Below are 17116 nucleotides of genomic sequence, written 5' to 3'. Positions count from 1 at the left end.
CCGCTGGGTGATTTCGTCATCAGCCATGCGTTTGAGCGCCACTGCCTCGCGCCCAGCCCCTGGCTCAGCGGAAGTGCGGCTACGTAGTTATATAAGTAGAAATAACCCTCTCTATAACAGCGGCGCGCGTTGCTTTCAGTATTATTTGTTTTTCAAATAGCTTGGCTTGAACGAAAGCCCCCCTTGTCATTAAAGGGTGTTGGCACGGGTGCAGGTTAATTCCAGAAAAATCACAAGGTTATTGTATTGACACATTGGCGGGCATCGGCTTTAGTGAGTGCGGACTTGGAAGTCGGAATATTATAAAAAGGAAGTTGATTGCATGACCGTGCTAGTCGTTTATTCGCGCCATCACGTGGTGAACTGTTATATCTCTCTGGTGCCGATGATCAAATTAGTTACTTGATCGTGGTCTGTCGCCTGCCCGTCGGTTGTCATTGTTGCGAATAATACTTTTCCTGCGCTGGAAAAGTACGCGTCCCTATGCCTTAACAGAGAGTTCAAACTCATGTCGATTTTTGATCAAGCCATGCATCGTTCAGTTCAGTGGCAAGACTGGCGCTGGCAGCAGAAGCATGCCATCCGCGATGAACCTGCACTGCGCAATGCCTGCGGTGGATGGGGCGAGGCCACAACGGCGCATATCGAGCACAACTTGCAAGATCGCAAGATGCAGATCACGCCTTACTACATTGATTTGATCAAGCGTTCACTCACCACCGGCGAGGTGATGGACCACCCACTGTGGCGCCAGGTAGTACCGTATTGGAGCGAACAGGTGCAGGGCGACTATGACGGCAGTTCCGAAAACTGGGAACTCAATCATGAGATGAAGACGCCCATCTGCCAGCACAAGTACGACAACCGCGTGATCCTGCGTACCACCAACACCTGCAATGCCTATTGCCAGTTCTGTTTCGAGGCGCTGCGCACGCTGCAGGTGGGTACCGACAAAGCTAACGCCAACACCGACTCGTTCAAGGATTCGGTGGAGTACATTCGCAGTAACCCGGCGATTGAAGAGGTGATTCTCAGCGGCGGTGACCCACTGATGCTGGCCGACCGCAAGCTTGAGGAGATGCTGGCCGCATTGCGCGGCATTCGTGATGACCTGCTGATACGCATTCATTCGCGGGCCTTGAGTTTCAACCCGTTTCGCGTGACCGATGAGTTGGTGGCGATGCTGGACAAGTACAAAGTCAATGCATTTGGTGTGCATGTCTGCCACCCCCTTGAACTCAGTGCTGATTTTGCCGTCGCGGTTAAACGGATTCAGGGTGTGGTACCGATAGTATTCTCTAACATGCCGCTGTTGCGTGGCGTGAATGATGATGAAGCGACGTTGCATAAATTATTCATTGATCTTTATCGTCTGGGCGTAAAGCCCTATTACTTATATCACTTCATGCCGTTTTCACCCGGTGCTTCAGAGTATAAGGCCTCGATCAGCCAAGCCATCGTCATAATGGATCGGCTCAAACGCCGCGTATCCAATATTGCCCTGCCCGAATATGTACTGCCTCACGCACAAGGCAAGTTCACCGTGCCATTGTTGGACTTTGAAAAGCCTGAAGACTTACCGCATTTTGAAGTTCGCGATGGGCAGCGTACTTACCGTTTTCGCAACTGGGAGGGCCACTGGTGCAGTTGGCAGGATGCGGTATGAAACAGGATGCGATTCTGTTTATTGATGTGGATGACAGCGCTTGCGCTCGCTACCGCTACCGGGAACCGCATTTCACGGCGGCTCGCACCCACGGCTTGGCGTGTTTGACGGCCGCCGTGGCGGGGCGCAAGCAGCTGCAACGACTCACGGCCGACAGTGACGAAGTGTTCCTGCTCGAAACGCTCAGTGAGCAGTCCATCCTGGAGTTGGTCGGACAGTTGGACGGGCGTTATCAGGTGCGGGGGATTTTCTGCCAGGCCGGGCACCCGTCCGCACAAGGGGAGGTGGGCTGTATCGTTGCGCAGGCGTGTCAGCGGTTGGGCTTGGTCTACAGCCACCCAGAGGCGATTGCGGCGTGCAATAACAAGTTCTTGATGCGCCGCGTGTTGAAACAGCATGAGTTGCGTTCGGTACCGTTCGTGCTGTGCAACAACGAACCGGAACTCCAGCAAGGCGCCGAGCGCGTGGGTTATCCACTGATCGCCAAACCGCCCTTTGGCGGGGCTTCGGCGTTTATCAAAAAATGCTCGAACTGGGAGGAGCTACGCAGCCACTATCGGCATTTCGTGAGTGATCATGGCGCCGCCGCTTATGCGGACTTCTACGGCTGTGCGCACGCCCTGCCGCCTGAGGACGGGCTGCGGCGTGAATACCTGCCAGGGCGCAGCATTCTGTTGGAAGGTTATATTCCTGGCATCGAAGGCAGTGTGGAATGTGTGATTGCCGGCGAGCGTGTCCATCCGCTGCTGATCAATGAAAAACTGCTGCTGACCGAGCGCAGCGGCACGGTCCTTGAGAACCTGCTGATTTCCCCTCCGACGTCGTTCAGCCAGGCCCAGTGCGAGCAGATCCGCCAGTACGCGGTGGACTGCCTGCACGCGGTGGGCCTGACCAACGCCGTGGTGCATTTCGAGTTTCGCATGACGGACGCAGGGCCGGTGGTCATCGAGATCAACCCGCGCCTGGGCGGACTGTATGTGAACTCGGCGTTCCGCGACTTGGCCGGTATCGATCCTTATCAGTTGTATATGGGATTGTTGTTGGGCGAGAAGGGCATCAATGCACAGTTGGAGGCCGGCGCACATAAGAACGCCGAGGCGCGGCAACACTACGCGATGCTGGCGATTTATCCGCAGCACAGTGGCCTTTTCAGGGGCATTGACGGCCTGCAGTTCCTGGACCAACACCGCTCGGTGCTGGAATACGCCCCGCAGGACCCCGGCCACTACATTGACGCGGATATCGAGGAGCATTATTTGCTCAAATGCTGGGCCCAGGTTGGCAATGCCGCCGACGCCCATGCCTTGCACGATGCGTTGCAGCAACACCTGCGCATCCTCATCGATCCACCGGTTGCAGGATAGCGATATGGACATCCCTCAGATTTCGGCGCTTTTGCGCGAACATCACTTTTGTCATCGCCCGGACTTTCGCGAACTGGTCAAAGTTGAACCCGGTGAGGAGCAAAGCTTTCGCGCGTATTGGGATAACCTGGTGCGCGACGAGGCGTTCAGGACTTACACCCACCGCGAACGGCGCATCTTGCGCTATCGTCTGTTACCGTCACGGCAATTGCAGATCGACAGGAATACGGCGTTCAAATCGCCGGTCACCTACGCGGTGAACTATCGCCAGGGCGTGAACCACCTGAGCTACAGCGAGGAGGGCTTTATCGAGCACCCACTCATGCAGAAGCTGCTGGCGACGGACCTTGCAGTGATTGCCCCGCACCTGGGCGAACAGACCTATACGATCGATATCCATCAGTTTCGGGTGCGGGCGGATGGGCCATCGAGCAGCCCGACCACTTCGGGGATTCACCAGGACGGCCTGGATTGGGTGTTCATGCACTTTATTGGCGAATGCAACACGGTGCCGGTGGTGTCGGAGGTGTTTGCCGACGAAACGGAGCACAGCCGGCTGCTGAAACTGCCGATGGAGAAATTTCTGGAGACTATCGTGATCAACGACCGTGGGTTCTACCATCGGGCCGGGGAGGTGCGACCGCGGGTGGAGACGGCACCGGCCTGGCGCGATGTGCTCTTGGTAAGCCTGCGCAGTGTCGAGGAGGCACAGCCTGCATGAGCCACGATCAACAACTGAATCTGTCGACCCGCAACGCTCGCCTGATCATCTTTGCTCGCGGTGTGTCGGATTTTGGCGCGTTCCTCAACATGGTGGCGTTGTCCACTTATGTGTACTGGCTCAGCCAGAGCGTAGTGTTTGTCAGCATCTTCCTGGCGTGCCGGGTCACCGGCGGGATTGTCGCCAGCCTGTTTGGCATCCCGTTTTTCCGGCGGTTTGCCGGGCGTGGGACGTTGGCGGGGCTGGACCTGGCCCGGGCGCTGTTGCTGACGCCGCTGCTGGTATTGTTACCGGCCCATCAACTCACCCTTCTTCCCTTTATCGCCTTCGGCATCGGCCTGTGCAATTCGCTGTTTGCCATTGGCCTCAACAGTCAGTTGCCCACCTGGGTCGCGCTTGAGCAGCGGGTGAATACCAACGCATGGATCACCTCGGCGGCTGCCACCGGCGCGGTCTTCGGCAGTTTGCTCTCCGGCTTGCTGATCGCCACGGGAGGATTTGAAGCGGTGTTTGCCGTCAACATCGGCACCTATGTGATTGCCGCTTGCCTGGTCTTGCCCTTGCGCGCGTTGTTTAGCGTTGCTGTTGCCGCGCATCGCGGGCTGGCCGCCGAATGGCACGAGCTGACCAAGGGATTGCGCGGTGCGCCGGTGCTGGCCGCGATGTTGTTGATCAGCATGCTCGACACCCTTGGCAGCGCGGCCCATAACGTCGGCTGGCCAGTGCTGTCGCAGTACATTTCACCGGACACGGCCAAGACGGTCATGGGCTATCTGCTGGCCGTGTGGGCCTGTGGCAAGTTTGTTGGCGCGCGCATCGCCAGTGCAGTGTTGAAAGGTCGTGGCACCCAAGGCATGGAGCGCTTGTTCATGCTCGGTGTGGCGTTGATGTCCAGCGGCTTTATCCTGACATTCCAGCAGACCGAACTGTGGCTGGCGCTGTTGCTGGTGGTGTGGGCAGGGCTGGGCGATGGATTGTCCGAGGTGGCGTTGATCTCCCGTGCGCAAAGCGAGCCCGATAGCTTGCGCTTGCCGCTGTTCAGCCTCTTGACCCTGATCCAGATGGCCGGTTTTGGCGTGGGCATGCTGGTGGTCGGGCCGTTCTATGTGACGTGGACGCCGGCCCAGGTGATCGTGTTGTTCCATGGGCTGCCATTGACCGCCTTGTTGGTCATGACGATATGGCTGGGGCGCAATGCGTACCGGGGTGTCAGATCGACAAGCCCTTGAAGTGTTCCAGACTCCACGTAGGCCTTTAGCTTGCCGGAACAGGCCGATTGGAACCTGGGGCAAGGCGTGGCGTGTTGCAGGCGCGAGCAAGCTCACGCCCACAGGGTTAATTTTGCTTGAACATCTGCATGGCACGTTGGCGGATTTGCTCCTCGGTCAGGTCCTCCTTATGGGTGGCCAGGAACCAGAGATGACCGAACGGATCCTTCACACTCGCCGAGCGATCCCCATAGAACTGATCCTGCGGCTCGGACACTACGCTGGCGCCGGCATCAACCGCCTGTTTGAATTGTGCGTCCACGTCATTCACATACAGGTGCAAACCGACACTGGGATGTGAGTCGGGATTGCGCAGGGCCGTTTCGTCACAGGGCGTGCCCAGCATGATCACCGCTTCGCCAATACGCAGCTCCGCATGGCCGACCCTGCCGTCGGGCATGTCCAGGCGCATGAACACTGAGGCGCCAAAGGCCTTTTTGTAGAACTCGATCGCCTTTGCGGCCTCGTTGATGCCCAGGTAGGGAGTAATGCCGTGGTAACCCTCGGGAATAGGTTTAACGCTCATAACGTTCTCCTTTGATTGTGGTTATGGAGTTACAGCCTTTTCACTATAGGTCACGTTGCATTGCGCAACCGGCTTTACCGATCGGAATCAAGCGTGGGCTCCAGCAGTTGCGCACCGGGGCCACGCTCACCCAACTGGTCATCGTGATTGCGCAACGGGCACGCCTCCATCGACAGGCACCCGCACCCGATACAACCATTGAGCTTGTCGCGCAGCAGCATCAGCTTGTTGATGCGCTCATCCAGATCTTCACGCCACAACGCCGACAGCCGCTCCCAGTCGTGAGCGTTCGGTGTACGCCCATCGGGCAGGGCCCGCAATGCCTCGCCAATGGTCGCCAGCGGAATGCCCAGGCGTTGAGCGATTTTGATCAGCACCACCCGGCGCAGTACGTCCCGTGGATAGCGGCGTTGATTGCCGGCATTGCGATTGCTTTTGATCAGTCCTTTGGATTCGTAGAAGTGCAGGGCGGTGACCGCTACGCCGCTGCGGGCGGCCAACTGACCGACGCTGAGTTCGTTGCTGAGCATGTAAGACTCCCAAACAGTGCTTGACCTCGACTTAACTAGAGGTTTTACCCTGCGTGACATCGAATCGCAAGATTCTGCCTACAGAGAAAGGGGAGTGCTCATGCAGGTATCAGAGAAAAATCGCAGCTTCACTCAATTGATCGAATTTCAGATCGAGCCCCGCCAGCAATCAGCCCTGGTGGCGGCTTTGACCACCCAGAGCGAGCGCCTCGCTGCAAGCCATGGCGGCTTTCTGAGCGCCAGTGTGCAGGTCAGTGATGATGGGCGGCGGGTGCTCAATTACCTGCAATGGCAATCCCGCGAGGACGGAGAAGCAGCCTTCAAGCGTTTCGAGCACGGCGACGAAGATTTCTGGACACTGATCCGCGCGCATCAAGCGACGGCTGTGACCTTCGGATCATTCCAGGTGTTGCGCAGTTTTGAGCGCAGTCAGGACGATGCTTTGCACTGCCGCTTAAATGGATAAATGCAGCATCCGTTCGCCCTGCAGCGTTTGCCCGGGCCGGCGTTTGTTTACCGCCAGTTCGCCGATCTTGATCAGGCGCGTGCGCGTAACGTTGCGGCTCAGGCCCAGCAGGTTGGCGGTGTGCACCTGGTTGTAATGGCTGAAGCGGTAAGCGGCGCGTAATAAAGCGTCCTCGACTTTTTCATGCAGGGCGCCGGCCTGTTCCTCGAAGAGCTTTTGAAACGCCCGCGCAAGCAAGGCTTCGGCGCTGTTGTCGGTGGCGTGCTGGCTGTCGTCCTGGCGCTCGATGCGCATATTTGACAGGCGCAGATCGTCGCGTTCGATCACGCCGTTGCGGCAGATCAGCAAGGTGTGGTGAATCACGTTTTCCAGCTCGCGAATATTGCCCGGCCAACTGTAGCGCTTGAGTTTGTGCTCGGCCTCGCTGCTGATGGTGATCGGGCCGTAGCCCAGGCGCTGGCTGTAGGCTTGGATAAAGTGGCGGGTCAGCGGCAGGATATCGCCGGGGCGCTCGCGCAGCGGGCTCAGCTCCAGACTGACCACATCGAGGCGGTAGTACAGATCTTCGCGAAAATGCCCGGCGTTGATGGCCTTTTCCAGTTGTACGTTGGTGGCGGCCAGGATCCTTACATCAATAGGTATGCTTTTGCGCGAGCCCAGGCGCACCACTTCGCGCTCCTGCAACACCCGCAGCAGCTTGACCTGGATGGCCATCGGCAGGTCGCCGATCTCATCGAGAAACAAGGTGCCGCCGTCTGCCTCTTCGAACCAGCCGGCCTTGGCGCTGAGGGCGCCGGTAAACGCGCCTTTCTCATGGCCGAACAACTCGGCTTCCACCAGAGATTCAGAGAACGCCCCGCAGTTCACCGCCACGAACGGCCGGTTGCGCCGGGCGCTGAGGTTGTGGATATGCCGCGCCACCAGCTCTTTGCCGGTGCCGGTCTCGCCGATGATCAGCACGCTGGCTTCGCTGGGCGCCACTTGTCGGATATGGTCGAGCAGTGCCTGGGATTTGGGGTCTTCGAAGACCTGGGCCGTGGCGCGGATCGAGGTCGCAAGGGCGGGCGAGGGCGGTAGGGTCAAAAGCTGCATGGGCACCTCTTTCAGGAGTAGAACGTCGGGATCGGCAGGGACTGGCTCAATGCCCCAACGGCCCCGTCAGGCTGGCATACAGCTGCGGTAGCAACGGGAACACTAGTTAACAGCTCCTTTAACGGCGGGGTACTGAGCAACAGAGGCGAAGTAGGTTGAACAAGGGCTGTACCAACGGGTTCAGGCCTTGATCTGTATGGGTATGGCGCTCGCTGCCGAGAAAGGGAGTTGTTGTCTGACCGCAGTTTTGGGGTTGGCTGTTGCCACTGCACAGTTGCTGACGTGTGAAGCTATTTATAGATAAAATGATTTATTCCGTAAATGGATGTTTTTGCATATTTATAGATCTTTAAGGAATATTGGCGGCCGATTGTTGAAGGTGGCGTGCCGGTTGATAGCGACTATCACGGGCGATGATTTTTCAGTGGAAGGGACCGGGAGTAGCCTGTGTTCATTGACTTGAAACCCCTCTCGCAGAGCCGCCGCCATGAACCGTTTCCTCGCTGTTTCGCTGCTACTTGTTACCTCTGTCCTTGCCGGATGTGCGTCCCATCCAGCCCCGGAATTGCGTCCATACACCGCCGAGGAGACCCGGCAATTGGCCCTGGAGGCGCTGAGCCGTCGCGGCTTGTCGTTTGACGAATATCAGCAGCAGCGCGCTACGTTGCTTGGCCAGCCACAGAAGCCTTTCTCTTTTGATCGCCAGGGTGAAATGAACGCCGAGCGCAGCGTAGTCCTGCATGGTCGCCCCAGTTGAGCCGGCCTTTTGCGATAAAAAGCCCGAGGATTCCCTTAAGGAACCTCGGGCTTTTTGTTTGCCATGGAGCTACTTCAGCCTGTTAAGCTCAATTCCAGGAGCGTTCCTACGCACATTTAAATAAAGTTACCTTCTTTAATGGCATTCGATCGGTTAAACCTGACGACCTCTGTTCCGGTCGATGCCCCCCGAGAGGCTGCTTTCGGGAGCACGCTCTGCGAGTTTTAACGTCATGAATAAACGTCCGTTGTATTTTGACTACGCCGCTACCACGCCGGTGGATGAGCGGGTTATCCAGGTGATGGTCGAGTGCCTGGGCTTCAATGCCAACTTTGGTAACCCGGCGTCCAGTTCCCATGCATTCGGCCAGGCGGCCCGGCACACGGTTGAACAGGCGCGTCGCCAGGTCGCCGAGCTGGTCGGCGCCCAGCCGGAGCAGATCGTCTGGACCTCCGGCGCCACGGAGTCCAACAACCTGGCACTCAAGGGGGTGACCCAGGCCCGTGGTGTGGCGGGTGGGCATATCATCACCAGCCAGATCGAGCACAAGGCCACACTGGATACTGCTCGGCAACTGCAGGAAGCCGGCGTGGCGGTGACCTACCTGGTGCCGGATGCGGACGGCTTGATCAGCGTCGAAGCGGTCAGCGAAGCCCTGCGCGAGGACACCTTCCTGGTCTCGCTGATGCTGGTCAATAACGAGTTGGGCACCCTGAATGACATCCCGGCCATCGGTGCGCGGGTACGTGAGCATGGCGCGTTGTTTCATGTGGACGCGGCGCAAGGGGCTGGCAAGGTAGCCATCGACCTGGGCCTGTGGCCGGTGGATTTGATGTCGTTCTCCGCGCACAAGCTGTACGGCCCCAAAGGTATCGGCGCGTTGTATGTCGGGCCTTTGGCGCAACAGAAAGTGCTGGCGCAGATTCATGGCGGTGGACACGAAGGGGGCTTGCGTTCCGGCACCCTGGCGACCCATCAAATTGCCGGCATGGGGACGGCGTTTGCCTTGGCGGCAGCGTCCTTTGCTGATGAGAAGGCTCGTATTGTAGCGTTGCGCCAGCGCCTGCTGGATCACCTGACGTCGGTTACCGGCTTGCGCCTCAATGGCAGCCCAACCCAACGTATCCCACATACCCTGAGCCTCACGTTCAGCGAGGGTGAGTTCAACTCTGCCACACTGAGCGCGGGCATTGCCTTTTCCGCGACTTCGGCGTGCAATTCGGCGAGCAATGCGCCGTCCCATGTGCTCCTGGCCTTGGGGCATGATGCTCGCAGCGCCGGACGCACTATCCGCTTGAGCCTGGGCCGGTTTACCACCGAACAGGATATCGACGAAGCGGCCCGGCTGATCAAGGCCGCACTGGCCAGCGCACCGGCGTTTTGGGCGGTCTGATTTATCATTGGCAACATATAATAATTATTCGTGGTTAGCAGGAGACACAATGAGTACGCAGCCTTTGACCCATGGAACGGTTCCCCAGCGCCTGGCGCATACCCGTGAACTGATGCGCCGCGAGGGCATTCACGCCCTGCTGGTGCCATCGGCTGACCCGCACTTGTCCGAATACTTGCCGGGCTACTGGCAGGGGCGCCAATGGTTGTCGGGGTTCCATGGCTCGGTGGGGACACTGATCGTCACAGCGGATTTTGCCGGGGTCTGGGCCGATAGTCGTTACTGGGAACAGGCGACCAAGGAACTCAAGGGCAGTGGCATTGAGTTGGTAAAGCTGCAGCCGGGCCAGCCTGGGCCGTTGGAATGGCTGGCCGAGCAAACCCCTGAAGGTGGCGTAGTGGCTGTGGACGGCGCGGTCATGGCCGTGGCTTCGGCACGTACTCTGGGGGGCAAGCTTGCCGAGCGCGGCGCCCGCTTGCGCACTGATATCGACCTGCTCGACGAAGTCTGGCAAGACCGCCCGACGCTACCGAACCAGCCGATCTACCAGCATCTGCCGCCTCAAGCCACCGTCAGCCGTGGCGAGAAACTCGCCGCACTGCGCGCCAGCTTGAAAGACAAGGGCGCCGATTGGCATTTCATCGCGACGCTGGACGACATCGCCTGGTTGTTCAACCTGCGTGGCGGTGATGTGTCCTTCAACCCGGTGTTTGTATCTTTTGCGTTGATCAACCAACAGCAGGCTACGTTGTTTGTCGCGCTGGGCAAGGTCGATGCCGAGTTGCGGGCGATGCTCGAGCAGGATGGCGTGACGTTGCGCGACTACAGCGAAGTGGCCAATGCACTGCGTGCCGTACCGTCGGGGGCCAGTTTGCAAGTGGACCCCGCACGCGTGACGGCCGGCTTGCTGGAAAATCTCGATGCCGGCGTCAAGCTGGTTGAAGGACTCAACCCGACCACGCTCGCAAAATCCCGCAAAAGCCTGGCGGACGCGGAACATATCCGTCAGGCCATGGAGCAGGATGGCGCTGCGTTGTGCGAATTTTTTGCCTGGCTCGACAGCGCCCTGGGCCGCGAGCGCATTACCGAACTGACGATCGACGAACACTTGACTGCGGCGCGTACCCGTCGCCCTGGCTATGTGTCGCTGAGCTTCAACACCATTGCTGCGTTCAACGCCAACGGCGCCATGCCGCATTACCACGCGACTGAACAAGAGCATGCCCTGATCGAAGGCGATGGCTTGCTATTGATCGATTCCGGTGGCCAGTACCTGGGGGGCACCACGGACATCACGCGGATGGTGCCCATCGGTACCCCGAGTGATGAGCAGAAGCGCGATTGCACGCGGGTACTCAAGGGTGTGATTGCCCTGTCCCGTGCACACTTCCCCAAAGGTATTCTCTCACCGTTGCTGGATGCGATTGCCCGTGCGCCGATCTGGGCCGAAGGGGTGGACTACGGTCACGGTACAGGTCATGGCGTAGGTTATTTCCTCAATGTGCATGAGGGGCCGCAGGTTATTGCCTACCAGGCCGCTGCCGCGCCACAAACAGCGATGCACCCCGGGATGATTACTTCCATCGAGCCGGGGACTTATCGCCCTGGTCGTTGGGGTGTACGCATCGAAAACCTGGTGTTGAACCGTGAAGCGGGCAAGACCGAGTTTGGGGAGTTCCTCAAGTTCGAAACCCTGACCTTGTGCCCGATTGACACCCGTTGCCTGGAACCGTCGTTGCTGACGGCGGATGAGCGCGAATGGTTCAACGCCTATCACGCCCAGGTGCGTGAGCGCTTGAGCCCGTTGCTCAGTGGTGCGGCGCTTGAGTGGTTGCAGGTGCGTACCACAGCTATTTGATTGGCTGCAGCCGGCCTGTGCCGGCTGCAAGTGATATTTAGCTGAGGGCTTCGCGCACGAAATCCAGCCGGTCCTGACCAAAGAACAGCTGATTGCCTACAAAAAAGCTGGGGGCACCGAACACGCCGCGTTTAACGGCTTGTTCGGTTTTGTCTTTGAGCGCGCTTTTGACGGCTTCATCATTGGACAGGGCCAATACCTGCTCTGGGTCGAACCCATGCTCGGTCAGCACATGGGCCACGACCTCGAGATCGCCCAGGTGTCGGCCTTCCACCCAGAGGGCGCGGAACAGGCAGTCGATAAAGTCGGGGAAGCGCTCAGGCTCATGGATTTGTATGCCGGTGATTGCGCGCATCAGTACCAGTGTATTGATGGGAAAGTGCGGGTTGAACCTGAGCGGTACATTGTAGCGTTTGGCGTAGCGCGCCAAGTCATCCAGCATGTAGCGACCCTTGGCCGGCACAGTGATCGGTGAGGCGTTGCCAGTAGCCTTGAATACGCCGCCCAACAGCATCGGTTGATAGACCAGATGCGCGCCGGTCTCGGCGCAGAGTGCCGATAGTTGGGTATAGGCCAGGTAAGTCGCGGGGCTACCGAGATCAAAGAAAAATTCCAGGGTTTTACTCATGGTCGATACTCGCTGCTTATTGTTATAGGGGCGTGTTACCAGGGTTCGTTCCAGGGGCGCAGGTCCATCTCGAACGTCCAGGCGTCCCGGGGCTGGCTGTGCAGGTACCAGTAGTTTTCGGCGATGTGGTCAGGGTTGAGGAGGCCGTCCTGATCCTTGAGAGCATATTTTTGCGGGAAGTTCTCGCGGATGAACTCGGTATCGATGGCGCCATCGACTACTACATGGGCGACGTGGATGTTCATCGGGCCTAATTCCCGCGCCATGCTTTGGGCCAGGGCGCGGATACCGTGTTTGGCCCCGGCGAATGCGGCAAATCCCGCGGCCCCGCGCAAGCCGGCAGTGGCGCCGGTGAACAGGATGGTGCCGCGTTTACGGGTGGCCATACGCTTGGCGACTTCGCGCGCGTTCAAGAAACCGGAGAAACACGCCATCTCCCAAATCTTGAAGTACTTGCGTGCGGTTTCTTCCAGAATGCTGCAAGGCACATTGGCACCGATGTTGAAGACGAACGCTTCAATGGGCCCCAGCTCCGTTTCGATTTGCTCTACCAGTGCGATCACGTCTTCTTCTTTACGTGCATCACAGGCAAAGCCATGGGCTTGCCCGCCCGCCAATTGAATGCTGTCTACCAGTGGTTGCAGTTTGTCGGCACTACGACGGGTCACGCAGGCGATGTAACCTTCGCGGGCAAAGCGCTTGGCTATGGCGCCGCCGGTTGCGTCACCGGCGCCTACCACCAATACGATTTTGTTGTTGTGCGTCATGGGAACTCCATTGGCTCGATGATCGAGCAGGAGTTTAGTCGCCATGTCGTAAATGGCCTGGCCTGTGTGGAAATTTAAGATGAGCAGTCAGGGAGACTGCTCGGGCAGCTATTTGCAGATGACGATCATGCTGCGGCTGGTATAGCCGGCAGGGTTGAGACCGAAGGGATAGTCCCCTGGCTCTTCGGAGTTGTCGCCGGACTTGGCAATCACTCGATAACCCTTGGCGCCGCATGAATTGGCGGCACTGGTGTAGCACTGGTCCCAGGAGGAGGACAGGCCCGAACAGTTGATATGCAGTCCTTTTTTACCGCGTTTCACTTCTGTTTTAGTGGTGGCGGCACAACCCGCGATGCCTACAACCAGCAACAGTATCAAAATTCGTTTCATTCCCATCCTTAATAGCCGCCCTGCAAAGAACAGGGCTGCTTTACTCGCTCTCGAGCGAAGCGTTCATGCAGTCCGTGTCGAAATTCTCCATGAATGACATTCGGTTACGGCCTAAACATGGCCTAAATGAGCGGCAAATACCAGAGCTGGGGTTAAAGATGATCAGTCGGCGGGTACCAGTGGTTTGGATTCGTGGCGCATCGTCAAAGTGGCACCGACCGAGGCCAGGATAATGCAGGTGATGGCCAGCCACTGGGCGAGCGATAGATGCTCGTGCAGGAAAAACAGGCCGGAGAGGGCGCCGAACGCCGGCTCGATACTCATCAGTGTGCCGAAAGTACGGGCGGGAAGGCGTGTTAGTGCGACCATCTCAAGGGTGTAGGGCAGTGCAGTGGACAGAATCGCCACGCCGATGGCGACAGGGATCAGTGCTGGCGTCAGCAGCGCGGCGCCGGCATGCACGATGCCGATCGGTGCAACGAAGAGGGCGGCAATCATTACGCCGAGCGCGGCGGTCTGGACGCCATTGTCATTTCCCGCCTTTTGGCCAAACAAAATGTAGAGCGCCCAGCATACGCCGGCGCCCAGCGCGTAAGCGGCCCCTATCAGATCAACGCCGCTACTGGCCTTGTCCATCGGAATCAACAGAAGCAGGCCAATGATCGCCAGAGCAATCCACACGAAGTCGACAGCTCGGCGCGAGGCATAGATAGCTACAGCAAGCGGGCCTGTGAATTCGAGCGCTACGGCAATTCCCAGGGGGACAGTGCGCAGTGACATATAGAAGAGGAAGTTCATGCCACCTAGCGCCATCCCGTAGATGATCACTGTGCGCAGTGACTTGGCCGTCAGCTTGGCGCGCCATGGTCGCAATATGAGCAGCATGATCGCACTGGCAAAAATCAAACGCAGGGCGGTGGTGCCTTGTGCGCCGACAACGGGGAACATGCTCTTGGCCAATGATGCCCCGGATTGGATGGAGGCCATGGCGATCAACAGCAGGCCGACGGGAAACAGTGCCGAGGCCAGGCTGCGGGGTGAAGTGGTCATTGAGAGGGCTCTTCTGAGGTCGTAGTCAATAAGCAGAAGACGCTATGATGCTTAACTGTTAAGCGATGAGCAATATATTGCTCAAATCGCACGCAGTGGTTGTCTATATAGTGTAATTCTTGAGTTTGCCGCGGATTTAATAGAAAACCCAAATTAAGAGTTGACGGCAGATTCTGGAAGCCTATAATTCGCCCCACTTCCGGCGCAGTCGAAACGGAAAACTCCTTGGTAAACAATGAGTTACGTAGTTCTCGGCAGCAAGTTGCTTCAGTTCATCGAAGCCAAAAGGAAGTTGAAAAAGAGGTGTTGACAGCAGCGTGTAACGCTGTAAAATTCGCCTCCCGCTTCGGAGAGATCTTAAGCGCAAGTGGTTGAAGTTGTTGAAGAAATCTTCGAAAGCTTCTGAAAATAATCACTTGACAGCAAATGAGGCTGCTGTAGAATGCGCGCCTCGGTTGAGACGAAAGATCTTAACCAACCGCTCTTTAACAACTGAATCAAGCAATTCGTGTGGGTGCTTGTGGAGTCAGACTGATAGTCAACAAGATTATCAGCATCACAAGTTACTCCGCGAGAAATCAAAGATGTAACCAACGATTGCTGAGCCAAGTTTAGGGTTTCTTAAAAACCCAAAGATGTTTGAACTGAAGAGTTTGATCATGGCTCAGATTGAACGCTGGCGGCAGGCCTAACACATGCAAGTCGAGCGGTAGAGAGAAGCTTGCTTCTCTTGAGAGCGGCGGACGGGTGAGTAATGCCTAGGAATCTGCCTGGTAGTGGGGGATAACGTTCGGAAACGGACGCTAATACCGCATACGTCCTACGGGAGAAAGCAGGGGACCTTCGGGCCTTGCGCTATCAGATGAGCCTAGGTCGGATTAGCTAGTTGGTGGGGTAATGGCTCACCAAGGCGACGATCCGTAACTGGTCTGAGAGGATGATCAGTCACACTGGAACTGAGACACGGTCCAGACTCCTACGGGAGGCAGCAGTGGGGAATATTGGACAATGGGCGAAAGCCTGATCCAGCCATGCCGCGTGTGTGAAGAAGGTCTTCGGATTGTAAAGCACTTTAAGTTGGGAGGAAGGGTTGTAGATTAATACTCTGCAATTTTGACGTTACCGACAGAATAAGCACCGGCTAACTCTGTGCCAGCAGCCGCGGTAATACAGAGGGTGCAAGCGTTAATCGGAATTACTGGGCGTAAAGCGCGCGTAGGTGGTTTGTTAAGTTGGATGTGAAATCCCCGGGCTCAACCTGGGAACTGCATTCAAAACTGACTGACTAGAGTATGGTAGAGGGTGGTGGAATTTCCTGTGTAGCGGTGAAATGCGTAGATATAGGAAGGAACACCAGTGGCGAAGGCGACCACCTGGACTAATACTGACACTGAGGTGCGAAAGCGTGGGGAGCAAACAGGATTAGATACCCTGGTAGTCCACGCCGTAAACGATGTCAACTAGCCGTTGGAAGCCTTGAGCTTTTAGTGGCGCAGCTAACGCATTAAGTTGACCGCCTGGGGAGTACGGCCGCAAGGTTAAAACTCAAATGAATTGACGGGGGCCCGCACAAGCGGTGGAGCATGTGGTTTAATTCGAAGCAACGCGAAGAACCTTACCAGGCCTTGACATCCAATGAACTTTCCAGAGATGGATTGGTGCCTTCGGGAACATTGAGACAGGTGCTGCATGGCTGTCGTCAGCTCGTGTCGTGAGATGTTGGGTTAAGTCCCGTAACGAGCGCAACCCTTGTCCTTAGTTACCAGCACGTAATGGTGGGCACTCTAAGGAGACTGCCGGTGACAAACCGGAGGAAGGTGGGGATGACGTCAAGTCATCATGGCCCTTACGGCCTGGGCTACACACGTGCTACAATGGTCGGTACAGAGGGTTGCCAAGCCGCGAGGTGGAGCTAATCCCACAAAACCGATCGTAGTCCGGATCGCAGTCTGCAACTCGACTGCGTGAAGTCGGAATCGCTAGTAATCGCGAATCAGAATGTCGCGGTGAATACGTTCCCGGGCCTTGTACACACCGCCCGTCACACCATGGGAGTGGGTTGCACCAGAAGTAGCTAGTCTAACCTTCGGGAGGACGGTTACCACGGTGTGATTCATGACTGGGGTGAAGTCGTAACAAGGTAGCCGTAGGGGAACCTGCGGCTGGATCACCTCCTTAATCGACGACATCAGCTGCTCCATAAGTTCCCACACGAATTGCTTGATTCATTGAAGAAGACGAAAGAAGCAGCCCGAAATTGGGTCTGTAGCTCAGTTGGTTAGAGCGCACCCCTGATAAGGGTGAGGTCGGCAGTTCGAATCTGCCCAGACCCACCAATTTTGTGTGGGAAACGCCTGTAGAAATACGGGGCCATAGCTCAGCTGGGAGAGCGCCTGCCTTGCACGCAGGAGGTCAACGGTTCGATCCCGTTTGGCTCCACCACTACTGCTTCTGTTTGTATAAAGCTTAGAAATGAGCATTCCATCGTTGTGATGGTGAATGTTGATTTCTAGTCTTTGACTAGTTCGTTCTTTAAAAATTTGGGTATGTGATAGAAAGATAGACTGAACGTTACTTTCACTGGTAACGGATCAGGCTAAGGTAAAATTTGTGAGTTCTCTTAATCGAGAAATTCGAATT

At 57.1% G+C, this 17116-nt stretch carries 15 protein-coding genes, 2 tRNA genes and 1 rRNA gene; 11 read left to right on the top strand and 7 right to left on the bottom strand.

Annotated features, from left to right (window positions below):
- The first annotated feature begins 529 nt into the window (after nt 1–529).
- The 4 genes from QMK52_RS25235 to QMK52_RS25220 are packed head-to-tail and all read left to right on the top strand — an operon-like array spanning nt 530 to nt 4980.
- Nucleotides 530–1666 (top strand): KamA family radical SAM protein, encoded by a 1137-nt coding sequence (locus tag QMK52_RS25235; RefSeq protein WP_320403612.1) that lies wholly within the window; start codon nt 530–532, stop codon nt 1664–1666.
- Nucleotides 1663–3030, top strand: a complete 1368-nt coding sequence (locus QMK52_RS25230; protein WP_005786747.1) for an ATP-grasp domain-containing protein — start codon at nt 1663–1665, stop codon at nt 3028–3030. The genes QMK52_RS25235 and QMK52_RS25230 overlap by 4 nt, the downstream gene beginning before the upstream one ends.
- Before the next feature lie 4 nt (nt 3031–3034).
- Nucleotides 3035–3751, top strand: a complete 717-nt coding sequence (locus QMK52_RS25225; RefSeq protein WP_005786749.1) for a 2OG-Fe dioxygenase family protein — start codon at nt 3035–3037, stop codon at nt 3749–3751.
- Nucleotides 3748–4980, top strand: a complete 1233-nt coding sequence (locus QMK52_RS25220; RefSeq protein ID WP_320403611.1) for an MFS transporter — start codon at nt 3748–3750, stop codon at nt 4978–4980. Before QMK52_RS25225 ends, QMK52_RS25220 begins: the two co-directional genes overlap by 4 nt.
- Before the next feature lie 106 nt (nt 4981–5086).
- Here QMK52_RS25220 and QMK52_RS25215 read toward each other — a convergent pair whose 3' ends face one another.
- Together QMK52_RS25215 and soxR are read right to left on the bottom strand one after the other, a co-directional pair.
- Complete coding sequence (locus QMK52_RS25215; protein WP_005786753.1) at nt 5087–5545, bottom strand: VOC family protein; 459 nt, start codon at nt 5543–5545, stop codon at nt 5087–5089.
- A 74-nt stretch (nt 5546–5619) separates the two neighbouring features.
- On the bottom strand, nt 5620–6075 hold the full coding sequence (gene soxR / locus QMK52_RS25210) for a redox-sensitive transcriptional activator SoxR (protein WP_005786755.1): 456 nt from the start codon (nt 6073–6075) through the stop codon (nt 5620–5622).
- Between the two features lie 100 nt (nt 6076–6175).
- Between soxR and QMK52_RS25205 the strand changes: the two genes are divergently transcribed.
- On the top strand, nt 6176–6541 hold the full coding sequence (locus QMK52_RS25205; RefSeq protein WP_005786757.1) for an antibiotic biosynthesis monooxygenase: 366 nt from the start codon (nt 6176–6178) through the stop codon (nt 6539–6541).
- Here QMK52_RS25205 and QMK52_RS25200 read toward each other — a convergent pair.
- The gene (locus tag QMK52_RS25200; RefSeq protein WP_005786759.1) at nt 6530–7633 is read right to left on the bottom strand and encodes a sigma-54 interaction domain-containing protein; all 1104 of its coding nucleotides are present in this window, start codon (nt 7631–7633) and stop codon (nt 6530–6532) included. The two genes, QMK52_RS25205 and QMK52_RS25200, sit on opposite strands and share 12 nt — an antisense overlap.
- Before the next feature lie 487 nt (nt 7634–8120).
- Between QMK52_RS25200 and QMK52_RS25195 the strand changes: the two genes are divergently transcribed.
- The 3 genes from QMK52_RS25195 to QMK52_RS25185 all read left to right on the top strand — a co-directional run bounded on the left by QMK52_RS25195 (nt 8121) and on the right by QMK52_RS25185 (nt 11641).
- Complete coding sequence (locus QMK52_RS25195) at nt 8121–8390, top strand: hypothetical protein (RefSeq protein ID WP_005786761.1); 270 nt, start codon at nt 8121–8123, stop codon at nt 8388–8390.
- Between the two features lie 232 nt (nt 8391–8622).
- Nucleotides 8623–9783, top strand: coding sequence for a cysteine desulfurase family protein (locus QMK52_RS25190; RefSeq protein ID WP_194440388.1), 1161 nt, complete (start codon nt 8623–8625; stop codon nt 9781–9783).
- A 49-nt stretch (nt 9784–9832) separates the two neighbouring features.
- Entirely contained in the window at nt 9833–11641 is a 1809-nt protein-coding gene (locus tag QMK52_RS25185; protein ID WP_005786764.1) for an aminopeptidase P family protein, read from the top strand.
- Nucleotides 11642–11678: 37 nt separating this feature from the next.
- Here the strand turns inward: QMK52_RS25185 and QMK52_RS25180 are convergent, their stop codons facing one another.
- From QMK52_RS25180 to rhtA, 4 genes are all read right to left on the bottom strand, one after another.
- The gene (locus QMK52_RS25180; RefSeq protein WP_005786766.1) at nt 11679–12269 is read right to left on the bottom strand and encodes a 2-hydroxychromene-2-carboxylate isomerase; all 591 of its coding nucleotides are present in this window, start codon (nt 12267–12269) and stop codon (nt 11679–11681) included.
- Between the two features lie 35 nt (nt 12270–12304).
- On the bottom strand, nt 12305–13036 hold the full coding sequence (locus QMK52_RS25175) for an SDR family oxidoreductase (protein WP_005786768.1): 732 nt from the start codon (nt 13034–13036) through the stop codon (nt 12305–12307).
- Nucleotides 13037–13144: 108 nt separating this feature from the next.
- The gene (locus QMK52_RS25170) at nt 13145–13426 is read right to left on the bottom strand and encodes a hypothetical protein (protein ID WP_003190182.1); all 282 of its coding nucleotides are present in this window, start codon (nt 13424–13426) and stop codon (nt 13145–13147) included.
- 162 nt (nt 13427–13588) lie between these two features.
- Complete coding sequence (rhtA, locus tag QMK52_RS25165) at nt 13589–14476, bottom strand: threonine/homoserine exporter RhtA (RefSeq protein WP_194440389.1); 888 nt, start codon at nt 14474–14476, stop codon at nt 13589–13591.
- A gap of 641 nt (nt 14477–15117) precedes the next feature.
- On the opposite strand from rhtA, the gene QMK52_RS25160 reads away from it, so the two are divergent.
- The 3 genes from QMK52_RS25160 (at nt 15118) to QMK52_RS25150 (ending at nt 16918) form a co-directional block, all read left to right on the top strand.
- A 16S ribosomal RNA gene (locus QMK52_RS25160) occupies nt 15118–16654 on the top strand.
- A gap of 81 nt (nt 16655–16735) precedes the next feature.
- Nucleotides 16736–16812 (top strand) — tRNA-Ile (locus tag QMK52_RS25155).
- A 30-nt stretch (nt 16813–16842) separates the two neighbouring features.
- A tRNA-Ala gene (locus QMK52_RS25150) sits at nt 16843–16918 on the top strand.
- Nucleotides 16919–17116 lie beyond the last annotated feature (198 nt).

It is taken from the genome of Pseudomonas sp. P9_2, from assembly GCF_034008255.1.
Taxonomy (GTDB): Bacteria; Pseudomonadota; Gammaproteobacteria; order Pseudomonadales; family Pseudomonadaceae; genus Aquipseudomonas; species Aquipseudomonas synxantha_A.
This window is presented reverse-complemented; position numbering and strand designations above follow the sequence as displayed.